The following is an 11,680-nucleotide window of genomic DNA, read 5'->3' as shown; positions in this document are numbered from 1 at the left end:
CGGGCGCCTCCGCGTGACGGTACGTCAGGTCTGGGCCGGGAGGCTGGGCGCTCCGCCCGTGCCCGGCTCCAGCGCGTCGAGCGCCCGGCGCAACCCCGTGAGCTTGCGCTCCAGATGGGCCGCCGTGGCGACGGCGGCCGCGTCCGCGGAGTCGTCGTCGAGCTGCTTGGACAGCGCCTCTGCCTGCTCCTCGACGGCGGCCAGCCGGGCGGACAGCTCGGCGAGCAGTCCGGCGGACTCCCTGGCGGGTCCGGCACCGCCCTCCAACTGCAGCCGCAGCAGCGCGGCCTGCTCGCGGAGCTGGCAGTTCTTCATGTACAGCTCGACGAACACCGAGACCTTGGCGCGCAGCACCCAGGGGTCGAACGGCTTGGAGATGTAGTCGACCGCGCCGGCCGCGTACCCGCGGAAGGTGTGGTGCGGGCCGTGGTTGATGGCGGTGAGGAAGATGATCGGGATGTCCCGCGTCCGCTCCCGCCGCTTGATGTGCGCCGCGGTCTCGAACCCGTCCATGCCGGGCATCTGGACGTCCAGCAGAATGACCGCGAAGTCGTCCGTCAGCAGCGCCTTGAGCGCTTCCTCCCCGGACGATGCCCGCACCAGCGTCTGATCGAGCGCGGAGAGGATGGCCTCCAGCGCCAGCAGATTCTCCGGCCGGTCATCGACCAGGAGGATCTTGGCTTTCTGCACCATGCCCCGTCCTCCTCGCCCCGGCGTGGGCTCTCCCCGGCCGGTCGTGCCGGGGGACGCACCGAGGGCCGCCCCAGAAGACGACTCCCATGCGCCGTCCGTCCTTGTGCCGGTCATCGTAGCCGCACCCCGCCTGTCGCCACACCCAGTCACCGTGATGTCACTGTGCACATAGCAGAAACGCTGTGAGAGACGAGAAGGTTCCCCGTACACCACCGTCCCACACGCTTCCGGGCACATTCGATCCGCATAGTCCGGCGGTCCGTCCGCCGGCGGGTCCGCTCACTCCCCGCGCATCCAGTGCTCCATCACCGCCAGCAGGTGATCCGGGTCGACCGGCTTCGTCACGTAGTCGGAGGCCCCGGACTCGATCGCCTTCTCCCGGTCGCCCTTCATCGCCTTCGCGGTGAGGGCGATGATCGGCAGCCCGGCGAACTGCGGCATCCGCCGGATCGCCGTCGTCGTCGCGTAACCGTCCATCTCGGGCATCATGATGTCCATCAGCACGACCGTCACGTCGTCGTGCTGCTCCAGGACTTCGATGCCCTCCCGGCCGTTCTCCGCGTACAGCACCGCCAGACCGTGCTGCTCCAGGACGCTGGTGAGCGCGAAGACGTTGCGGATGTCGTCGTCGACGATGAGCACCTTCTCGCCGCCGAAGGAGAAGGTGCGGCGCGGCGCCTCCTCCTCCTCGGCCTCCGCGTACGCCTCCTGCCCGGGTACGGCCCCGGCCGGCAGCCCGGCCGCCTGGCCGCCCGCGCCCCACCCGGCCGCCTTGCGGCGGTGCCGGAACAGCGCCCCGGCGCCCGACCGTGCCTCCACCGGAGCCAGGGTCGGCGTCCGCGGGGCGGCCTCCAGGGCCGGCGGCGCGGCCTCGTCGGCGACCGCGTCGACGCCGTCGGGGTGCAGGTCGCCGGGCTGCGGGTAGCCGTTGGGCGGCAGCTCGATGGGGTGCAGCGGCAGGTACAGCGTGAACGTCGAGCCGCGGCCGGGCTCGCTGGCCGCGTAGATCTCTCCGCCGAGCAGCCGGGCGATCTCCCGGCTGATCGACAGGCCGAGGCCGGTGCCGCCGTACTTGCGGCTGGTCGTGCCGTCGGCCTGCTTGAACGCCTCGAAGATCACCCGCATCTTGCCCGCCGCGATGCCGATGCCGGTGTCGGTCACCGAGAACGCGATCAGGTCGGCGTCCGCCTCGCGCAGCGTGCCGGCCTCCAGGAGCTGCTCCCGGATCGACTGCGGCACGTCGGTGCCGGCCGGCCGGATCACCAGCTCCACCGCGCCGGTGTCGGTGAACTTCACCGCGTTCGACAGCAGGTTGCGCAGCACCTGCAGCAGCCGCTGCTCGTCGGTGTGCAGGGTGGCGGGCAGTTCGGGCGAGACCCGGACGGAGAAGTCCAGGCCCTTCTCCGCGGTCAGCGGGCGGAACGTGGCCTCCACGTAGTCCACCAGCTGGACCAGCGCGATCCGGGTCGGGGAGACGTCCATCTTGCCCGCCTCGACCTTCGACAGGTCGAGGATGTCGTTGATGAGCTGCAGCAGATCGGAACCGGCGCCGTGGATGGTCTCGGCGAACTCGACCTGCTTGGGCGTCAGGTTGGTCTCGGCGTTGTCGGCGAGCAGCTTGGCCAGGATCAGCAGCGAGTTGAGCGGGGTGCGCAGCTCGTGCGACATGTTGGCCAGGAACTCGGACTTGTACCGCATGGAGACGGCGAGCTGCTCGGCGCGCTCCTCCAGGACCTGCCGGGCCTCCTCGATCTCGGTGTTCTTCACCTCGATGTCGCGGTTCTGCTGGGCCAGCAGCTCGGCCTTGTCCTCCAACTCCGCGTTGGTGGTCTGCAGTTCCTTCTGCCGGTGCTCCAGCTCGGCGGACCGCTCGCGCAGCTGCTCGGTCAGCTCCTGCGACTGCTGGAGCAGCACCTCGGTCTTGGTGTTGACGCTGATGGTGTTGACCGTCGTCGCGATCATCTCGGCGAGCTGGTTGAGGAAGTCCCGCTGGATCTGCGTGAACGGCTGGAAGGACGCCAGCTCGATCACACCGAGCACCTTCCCCTCGAACAGCACCGGCAGCACGATCACATGGGCCGGCGACGCCTCGCCGAGCCCGGAGGAGATCTTCAGGTACCCCGGCGGCACGTTGACCTGGATGGTCCGCTTCTCCTCGGCCGCCGTCCCGATCAGCGTCTCGCCCGGCCGGAACGAGGTGGGCATCGAGCCGGCGGAGTAGCCGTAACTGCCGCGCATCCGCAGCTCGTACCGGCCCTCCTCCCGCTCCCCCACGTCGGCCGCGCCGGACGCCCCGGCCGGCATCGCCACGAAGAAGGCGCCATGCTGCGCGGAGACCACCGGCGTCAGCTCGCTCATGATCAGCCCCGCCACGTCGTCGAGGTCGCGGCGGCCCTGCATGAGGCCGGAGATACGGGCCAGGTTGCCCTTGAGCCAGTCCTGCTCCTCGTTGGCGAGGGTGGTGTCGCGCAGGTTGACGATCATCGTGTTGATGTTGTCCTGCAGGGCCTGGATCTCGCCGGCCGCGTCCACGCCGTCGATCTTCAGGTTGAGGTCGCCGCGGGTCACCGCGGTGGCGACGGCGGCGATCGCGCGCACCTGCCGGGTCAGGTTCCCGGCCATCTCGTTCACGGACTCGGTCAGGTCGCGCCAGGTGCCGTCGACGTCCCGGACCCGCGCCTGGCCGCCCAGCTGGCCGTACGTGCCCACCTCGCGGGCGACGCGGGTGACCTCCTCGGCGAAGTTGGACAGCTGGTCGACCATCGTGTTGATGGTGTTCTTCAGCTCCTGGATCTCGCCCCGGGCGTCGATGTCGATCTTCCGGGTGAGATCGCCCTTGGCGATCGCGGTGGTGACGGTGGCGATCTGCCGCACCTGACCGGTGAGGTTGTCGGCCATGCCGTTCACCGAGTCGGTGAGGTCCTTCCACGTACCGGAGACGCCGGGGACGCGGGCCTGGCCGCCGAGGATGCCGTCGGTGCCCACCTCGCGGGCCACCCGGGTCACCTCGTCGGCGAACGACGACAGGGTCTTCACCATGGTGTTCACCGTGTCGGCCAGCTCGGCGACCTCGCCGCGGGCCTCGACGGTGACCTTCTTCGACAGGTCGCCGTTGGCGACCGCCGCCGACACGCGCGAGATGTTCCGCACCTGACTGGTCAGGTTGTTGGCCATCAGGTTCACGTTGTCGGAGAGGTCCTTCCAGGTGCCGGTCACGCCGCGCACCCGGGCCTGGCCGCCGAGGATGCCCTCGGTGCCCACCTCGCGGGCCACCCGGGTCACCTCGTCGGCGAAGTTGGACAGCTGGTCGACCATCGTGTTGACGGTGGTGACCAGCTCGAGGATCTCGCCCTTGGCGTCGACGGTGATCTTCTTCGACAGGTCGCCGCGGGCCACGGCGGTGGTGACCTCAGCGATGTTGCGCACCTGACTGGTCAGGTTGTTCGCCATGAAGTTCACCGACTGGGTGAGGTCCTTCCAGGTGCCGGAGACCCCCTGCACCTCGGCCTGGCCGCCCAGGATGCCCTCGGTGCCCACCTCGCGGGCCACCCGCGTCACCTGCTCCGCGAAGTTCGACAGCTGGTCGACCATCGTGTTCAGGGTGTTCTTGAGCTCCAGGATCTCGCCGCGGGCGTCCACGTCGATCTTCTGGGAGAGGTCGCCGCGGGCCACCGCGGTGGCGACCTGGGCGATGTTGCGCACCTGGGCGGTGAGGTTGCCGGCCATGCCGTTCACCGAGTCCGTCAGGTCACGCCACACGCCTGCCACACCGGGTACCTGCGCCTGGCCGCCGAGGCGGCCGTCGGTGCCCACCTCACGGGCCACCCGGGTGACCTGCTCGGCGAAGGCGCTGAGCTGGTCCACCATCGTGTTGATGGTGTTCTTCAGCTCCAGGATCTCGCCGCGGGCGTCCACGTCGATCTTCTGCGACAGGTCACCGCGGGCCACGGCCGTCGTCACCTGGGCGATCTGCCGCACCTGCGAGGTCAGGTTGCCGGCCATGAAGTTGACGGAGTCGGTGAGCTCCTTCCACGTGCCCGACACACCCTCGACGCGGGCCTGACCGCCGAGGCGACCCTCCGTACCCACGTCGCGCGCCATCCGGGTCACCTGGTCGGCGAAGTTCGACAGCTGCGACACCATCGTGTTGACGGTGTTCTTCAGCTCCAGCATCTCGCCCGCGACGTCGACCGTGACCTTCTGCGTCAGATCGCCGTTCGCCACCGCCGTCGTCACCTGGGCGATGTCGCGCACCTGGCCGGTGAGGTTGCGGAAGGCGGTGTTCACCGAGTCGGTGAGGTCCTTCCAGGTGCCGGCCGCACCGGGTACGTGCGCCTGACCGCCGAGCAGACCCTCGACGCCGACCTCCCGGGCCACCCGGGTCACCTCGGAACCGAAGGCGGAGAGCTGGTCCACCATCGTGTTGACGGTGTTCTTCAGCTCCAGCATCTCGCCGTTGACGTCGACGGTGACCTTCTGCGACAGGTCGCCGTTCGCCACCGCCGTCGTCACCTGCGCGATGTCCCTCACCTGTGTGGTGATGTTCCGGAACACCGTGTTGACCGAGTCGGTCAGGTCCTTCCAGGTACCGGCCGCGCCGGGCACCTGCGCCTGTCCGCCGAGCACACCGCCGGCGCCGACCTCGCTCGCCACGCGGGTCACCTCGTCGGCGAACACCGCGAGGGTCTCGGTCATCTGGTTGATGGTGTCGGCGAGTTGGGCCACCTCGCCGCGCGCGCTCACCCGGACCTTCTGCGACAGGTCGCCGTTGGCGACGGCCGTCGTCACCTCGGCGATCCCGCGCACCTGACTGGTCAGGTTGCCCGCCATGGTGTTGACGGAGTCCGTGAGGTCCTTCCACACACCCGCCGCGCCCGGTACTTCGGCCTGGCCGCCGAGCTCGCCCTCGGTGCCCACCTCGCGGGCCACGCGGGTCACCTCGGAACCGAAGGCCGAGAGCTGGTCCACCATCGTGTTGACGGTGTTCTTCAGCTCCAGCATCTCGCCGTCCACATGGACGGTGACCTTCCGCGACAGATCGCCCTTGGCGACCGCCGTCGTCACCATGGCGATGTCGCGCACCTGCGCGGTGAGCCGGTACGCCATCGTGTTGACGGAGTCCGTCAGGTCCTTCCACGAACCCGACATACCGCGCACCTGGGCCTGACCGCCCAGCTTGCCCTCGGTACCGACCTCCAGCGCGACCCGCGTCACCTCGTCGGTGAACGCCGAGAGCTGGTCGACCAGGTTGTTCACCGTACGGGCGACCTTCAGGAACTCCCCGCGCAGCGGCCGCACCGAGCCCTCGGGCCCCTCCGAGCGCAGCTCCATCCGCTGCTCCAGGTCGCCCTCCGCCACCGCGGAGAGCACCCGGCCCACCTCGGAGACCGGCCGCGTCAGATCGTCGACCAGCTGGTTCGCCGCCTCGACCGCGGCCGCCCAGGTGCCCTCGCTCGGCCCGACCTCGAGCCGTTCCGAGAGCTTCCCCTCGCGGCCCACCATGCGGCGCACCCGGGACAGCTCCCCGGTCAGATGCAGCTGCCGGTCGGCGACCTCGTTGAAGACGGCGGCGACCTCCGACATCACGCCGTCGCCGTTCACGGTCAGCCGGCGGCGGAAGTTCCCGTCCCGCATCGCCACCAGGGCCCCGAGCAGCCGCTCCAGCGCGGCCGCGTCGACCTGCACCGTCCCACTGCTCCGGGACCGTCCGCCTTTCGCGCGCGAACCGCTGCCGCGTCGCGCCGTCACGCCAGACTCCACCGTGTCCCTCCCGCAGGGGTCGACCCGTGCCGCTCCGCGCAGCACCGCTTCCGCAGTCCCGGGAAGCCTTCCCAGTGTTTCACCGCAGCCGAACCAGGCCATAACAGTTCGGCGACTTCGCATAGCGTCCCCGACTCCGGGGGACGGAAACAGTGACGACCGGCACCCGCCCGGACAGCGAAGGTAAGTAACCTGGCATCCGACTGTCCAACCGCCCCGTGCTGCCCGGCCGGGGGCGGTGTGACGCGCAGCACGACCACCGGGCACCGGGAGGGGCAGCCGACCATGGCAGAGCCGGGCGTCGAGACGCGTACGAGGAGTTCTGTGATCACCGCGCGGGCCGCCGCCAGTTTCGACCCAGTCGGCCGGTCGGTCGCGACCGCCCGCGCCTTTGTGAGGGACACCCTGCAGGGCTGGGGCCATGGCGACGTCGTCGACGACGCCGTCGTCCTCACCAGCGAACTCGTCACCAACGCGGTCGTCCACGCGGGCACCGCCGCCGATGTGCTGTGCCTGCGCACCGAGCACGGCGTACGGGTCGAGGTCTCCGACCACTACCCCGAACGGGAGATCCCGGTCCAGGGCGGCCGGACACTGGCCCACCCCGACCGAGAGAACGGCCGCGGCCTGCTGCTCTGCGCCGCGCTCGCCGCCCGCTGGGGCGTCGAGTACACCGCGACCCGCAAGAAGGTCTGGTTCCAACTCGACCTGCCCGCACGCACCGTGGGCACCCGCACGGCCGGCCCGGCGCTCCCCGTCGACCTGCTGCCGGCGACCGAGGACCGGGTCCGGGTGGCCGTCGTCCAGATCGACGGCAACGGGTCCATCACCGCCTGGAACGAAGACTCCGAACATCTCTTCGGATATTCACCCGAACAGGTACTGGGGAAGCCCCTCGCCGACCTCGCCGCCTGGCCCCACACCCCCGGCATCGGCACCGGCCTCGCCGAGGCCCTCCAGCTCTCCCGCTGGGAGGGCAGCTACGGGCTCCGCGGCGACGACGGCCGCGTCGTCCCCGTGTACGCCTCCCATCTCCGCGTCCGCGACACCCACGGCGACCCGTCCACGGTCTGCCTCCTCGTCCGCGACCACGAGCGCGCCGTCCTCCAGACGCCGCTGCGCCCGCCGGTCGCCGAATCCGGCGCCGAGAGCCGGGCCGCCGACCCCTTCGAGGTCTTCATCGGCTCCCCCGCCCCCGACGACCTCGACGGACTGCTCCAGCGCACCGTCGAACGCGCCCGCGACATGCTCGACGGCGACTCCGCCTTCCTGCTGCTCGCCACCGACGACGAGACCGAACTCGAGGTACGGGCCACCACGGGCCTGCCCTCCGCCCGCCAGCGCTTCGCCCGCGTGCCCGTCGAGGCCGGCGCCGGCCGGTACGGCTCCGCCCGGATGCCCGCCGTCCACGAGGACCTGGCCGCCGTCCCCGGAGCCGCACCGCTCCTCGACGGCACCGGCATGCGCTCCGTCGTCACCGTGCCGCTCAAGGTCGAGGGCCGCCTCACCGGATCGCTCGGCGTCGCCGCCGAGGGGGCCGGGCGATACTCCAACGAGGAGGCGCTGCGCCTGCAGTTCGCCGCCGACCGGATCGCCCTGGCCGTCGAGTCGGCCCGCCTCGGCGAACTGGAACGGCTGCGCCGCGGCTCGCTCAGCTTCCTCGTCGAGGCCTCCGACCTCCTGGCCGGCACCCTCGACCGCGACCAGACCCTGGCCCTGATGGCCCAGATGACCGTGCCGACGCTCGCCACCTGGTGCGCCGTCTACACGATCGCCGACCAGACGTCCGAGCCCAGCCTCTCGTACGTCCTGCACGAGGACGAAGACCGTATCGACGGCCTCAAGGAACTGCTCTCCTCCATCGCCCCGCCGGACGCGGTGCCGACCCCCGGCGCCCGCGTCTGGCACGCCCCGGCCGACGCCGCGCACCGCGCCGCGCTCGCCACCTCCATGGCGGAGCTCGGCCAGGACCACACCGGACCGCTGTCCTCGGGCATCAGCACCACGCTGGCCACCGCGGCCGCCGTCGGCGGCGAGACGGTCGTCCTGCCGCTGTTCGCCCGCAACCGCGTCATCGGCATGCTCACGTTGGGCAAGCCGTCGGACGACCACTTCCGCCAGGAGATCCTGGAGCTCGCGGAGGACCTCTCCCGCCGGGCGGCCCTCGCCCTCGACAACGCACGCCTGTACTCGGAGCGCATGGCCATCAGCCGCTCCCTGCAGCGCAGTCTGCTGCCGCCGGGCCTGCCGCAGATCCCCGGCGTCGAGGTGGAGGTCATCTACCGCGCCGCCGGCGAGGGCAACGAGGTCGGCGGCGACTTCTACGACCTCTTCCCCATCCGTGACGGCGCGTACGGCTTCGCCATCGGCGACGTCTGCGGCACGGGCCCGGAGGCCGCCGCGGTGACCGGCCTCGCCCGGCACGCGCTGCGCCTCCTCGCCCGCGAGGGCTTCGGCGGCCCGGCGGTCCTGGAGCGCCTGAACGCGGCGATCCTCGACGAGGGCGCCCGCAGCCGCTTCCTCACGCTCCTGTACGGGGAGCTGTGGCCGCAAGAGGACGGCTCCGCGGTACTGAAGGTCGTCTGCGCCGGCCATCCTCTGCCGCTCCGGCTCCGCCAGGACGGCACTGTCGAACCGGCCGCGGATCCGCAGCCGTTGCTCGGTGTCATGGACGATCTGGAGCTGTACGAGCAGACGATCACGCTGGATCCCGGCGACGTGCTCCTGTGCGTCACGGACGGCGTGACCGAACGCCGCGAGGGCACGCGGATGTTGGGCGACGACGGCCTGACGGAGGTCCTGACGACGTGTACGGGCCTGACCGCCGGTGCGGTCGCGGCGCGAGTACTGCGGGCGGTGGAACGCTTCGCTGTGGAGCCGGCGTCGGACGACATGGCGATCCTGGCGATGCGCCTGCCGGAGCCGCTGAAGGGCGAGTGAAACGCGAGAAGGCCGGCGCCCGAGAGGGCGCCGGCCTTCCTCATGAAGTCGCTTGCTGGTCCCGGTACCCCGGTTCCTGAAAACGAAAAAGGCCCCCGCCTGTTGGCGGGGGCCTTCTTTCTGAGCCCTTTAACGGAATCGAACCGTTGACCTTCTCCTTACCATGGAGACGCTCTACCGACTGAGCTAAAAGGGCGGGTTGTTCGGCGGCGTCCTACTCTCCCACAGGGTCCCCCCTGCAGTACCATCGGCGCTGAAAGGCTTAGCTTCCGGGTTCGGAATGTAACCGGGCGTTTCCCTAACGCTATGACCACCGAAACACTATGAAGTTGAACCGCCGCACCACCCGTAGGGGGGCGTGTTCGTTACTTCAGAACTAACACAGTGGACGCGAGCAACTGAGGACAAGCCCTCGGCCTATTAGTACCGGTCAGCTCCACCCATTACTGGGCTTCCACATCCGGCCTATCAACCCAGTCGTCTACTGGGAGCCTTACCCTCTCAAGGAGGTGGGAATACTCATCTCGAAGCAGGCTTCCCGCTTAGATGCTTTCAGCGGTTATCCCTCCCGAACGTAGCCAACCAGCCATGCCCTTGGCAGAACAACTGGCACACCAGAGGTTCGTCCGTCCCGGTCCTCTCGTACTAGGGACAGCCCTTCTAATATTCCTGCGCGCACAGAGGATAGGGACCGAACTGTCTCACGACGTTCTAAACCCAGCTCGCGTACCGCTTTAATGGGCGAACAGCCCAACCCTTGGGACCGACTCCAGCCCCAGGATGCGACGAGCCGACATCGAGGTGCCAAACCATCCCGTCGATATGGACTCTTGGGGAAGATCAGCCTGTTATCCCCGGGGTACCTTTTATCCGTTGAGCGACGGCGCTTCCACAAGCCACCGCCGGATCACTAGTCCCGACTTTCGTCCCTGCTCGACCCGTCGGTCTCACAGTCAAGCTCCCTTGTGCACTTACACTCAACACCTGATTGCCAACCAGGCTGAGGGAACCTTTGGGCGCCTCCGTTACCCTTTGGGAGGCAACCGCCCCAGTTAAACTACCCATCAGACACTGTCCCTGATCCGGATCACGGACCGAGGTTAGACATCCAGCACGACCAGAGTGGTATTTCAACGGCGACTCCACAACCACTGGCGTGGCCGCTTCAAAGTCTCCCACCTATCCTACACAAGCCGAACCGAACACCAATATCAAACTGTAGTAAAGGTCCCGGGGTCTTTCCGTCCTTCTGCGCGAAACGAGCATCTTTACTCGTAGTGCAATTTCACCGGGCCTATGGTTGAGACAGTCGAGAAGTCGTTACGCCATTCGTGCAGGTCGGAACTTACCCGACAAGGAATTTCGCTACCTTAGGATGGTTATAGTTACCACCGCCGTTTACTGGCGCTTAAGTTCTCAGCTTCGCCCTGTCGAAACAGAGCTAACCGGTCCCCTTAACGTTCCAGCACCGGGCAGGCGTCAGTCCGTATACATCGCCTTACGGCTTCGCACGGACCTGTGTTTTTAGTAAACAGTCGCTTCTCGCTGGTCTCTGCGGCCACCCCCAGCTCAGAGTGCAAGACTCATCACCGGTGATGGCCCCCCTTCTCCCGAAGTTACGGGGGCATTTTGCCGAGTTCCTTAACCATAGTTCACCCGAACGCCTCGGTATTCTCTACCTGACCACCTGAGTCGGTTTAGGGTACGGGCCGCCATGAAACTCGCTAGAGGCTTTTCTCGACAGCATAGGATCATCCACTTCACCACAATCGGCTCGGCATCAGGTCTCAGGCTATGTGCTGTCCGGATTTGCCTAGACAGCGCCCTACACCCTTACCCCGGGACAACCACCGCCCGGGCTGGACTACCTTCCTGCGTCACCCCATCGCTTACCTACTACCACCTTGGGTCGGCGGCTCCACCACTCCCCTTTGCCCGAAGGCTCCGGGGCGGCTTCACGGCCTTAGCATTAATGGGCTCGATATTGGGCGTTTCAAAGCGGGTACCGGAATATCAACCGGTTGTCCATCGACTACGCCTGTCGGCCTCGCCTTAGGTCCCGACTTACCCTGGGCAGATCAGCTTGACCCAGGAACCCTTAGTCAATCGGCGCACACGTTTCTCACGTGTGTATCGCTACTCATGCCTGCATTCTCACTCGTGAACCGTCCACAACTCGCTTCCGCGGCTGCTTCACCCGGCACACGACGCTCCCCTACCCATCACAGTCCCCGTTGGGGGTATGTACTGCAATGACACGACTTCGGCGGTACGCTTGAGCCCCGCT

The 11,680-nt window shown here is 68.3% G+C and carries 3 protein-coding genes, 1 tRNA gene and 2 rRNA genes (1 of these 6 only partly in view); 1 reads left to right on the top strand and 5 read right to left on the bottom strand.

Going from position 1 to position 11,680, the window contains the following annotated elements:
- Positions 1-24 precede the first annotated feature (24 nt).
- On the bottom strand, positions 25-693 hold the full coding sequence (locus ABZO31_RS24845; RefSeq protein ID WP_406863486.1) for a response regulator: 669 nt from the start codon (positions 691-693) through the stop codon (positions 25-27).
- A gap of 279 nt (positions 694-972) precedes the next feature.
- Positions 973-6,453, bottom strand: coding sequence for a HAMP domain-containing protein (locus ABZO31_RS24840; protein WP_406863485.1), 5,481 nt, complete (start codon positions 6,451-6,453; stop codon positions 973-975).
- Positions 6,454-6,738: 285 nt separating this feature from the next.
- Here ABZO31_RS24840 and ABZO31_RS24835 point away from each other — a divergent pair, with 285 nt between their 5' ends.
- Positions 6,739-9,393 (top strand): SpoIIE family protein phosphatase, encoded by a 2,655-nt coding sequence (locus tag ABZO31_RS24835; RefSeq protein ID WP_406863484.1) that lies wholly within the window; start codon positions 6,739-6,741, stop codon positions 9,391-9,393.
- 123 nt (positions 9,394-9,516) lie between these two features.
- Here ABZO31_RS24835 and ABZO31_RS24830 read toward each other — a convergent pair.
- From ABZO31_RS24830 to ABZO31_RS24820, 3 genes are all read right to left on the bottom strand, one after another.
- A tRNA-Thr gene (locus ABZO31_RS24830) sits at positions 9,517-9,589 on the bottom strand.
- A 5-nt stretch (positions 9,590-9,594) separates the two neighbouring features.
- Positions 9,595-9,711 (bottom strand): 5S ribosomal RNA (gene rrf, locus ABZO31_RS24825).
- Between the two features lie 82 nt (positions 9,712-9,793).
- A 23S ribosomal RNA gene (locus ABZO31_RS24820) occupies positions 9,794-11,680 on the bottom strand (it continues 1,229 nt past the right edge of the window).

This window comes from Streptomyces solicamelliae (genome assembly GCF_045348655.1).
Lineage (GTDB): Bacteria > Actinomycetota > Actinomycetes > Streptomycetales > Streptomycetaceae > Streptomyces > Streptomyces solicamelliae.
This window is presented reverse-complemented; position numbering and strand designations above follow the sequence as displayed.